This window comes from Dermabacter sp. p3-SID358, from assembly GCF_025147465.1.
Classification (GTDB): domain Bacteria; phylum Actinomycetota; class Actinomycetes; order Actinomycetales; family Dermabacteraceae; genus Dermabacter.
Genome location: NZ_JALXOZ010000038.1, coordinates 1 through 302, shown reverse-complemented (window position 1 = coordinate 302; position 302 = coordinate 1). Strand labels below are relative to the sequence as shown.

Below are 302 nucleotides of genomic sequence, written 5' to 3'. Positions count from 1 at the left end.
AACCGACTGCGCCGAAGGGCTTCGATATTCAGAAGGCCACTGTTGAAGGCACGGAGGTTGTGCTCAAGGACGGTGCCTTCACTGTGACTGGAGGCGAAGAGCTTGCTCCTGGTAAGTCGAAGTCGTTCACGGTTGTGATCTCGGGAACGTTTGTTCCTGGTAAGGCTGACGGTGCTGCCGCGTCGAAGTGTGATGCGGAGTTGAAGGATGCGTCTAAGGGCGGTTTCTTCAACCAGGTGAGCATGCGCGGTGATTCTGACGGCAGTGACAACAACAATGCGTGTAACCCGGTGGGGAAGACC

1 protein-coding gene is annotated in these 302 nt (G+C 56.3%); it reads left to right on the top strand.

Annotation, left to right across the window (positions count from 1 at the left end):
• Nucleotides 1-302: hypothetical protein (locus M3B90_RS09595; RefSeq protein WP_259890160.1), on the top strand; the 302-nt coding region annotated here is incomplete at both ends.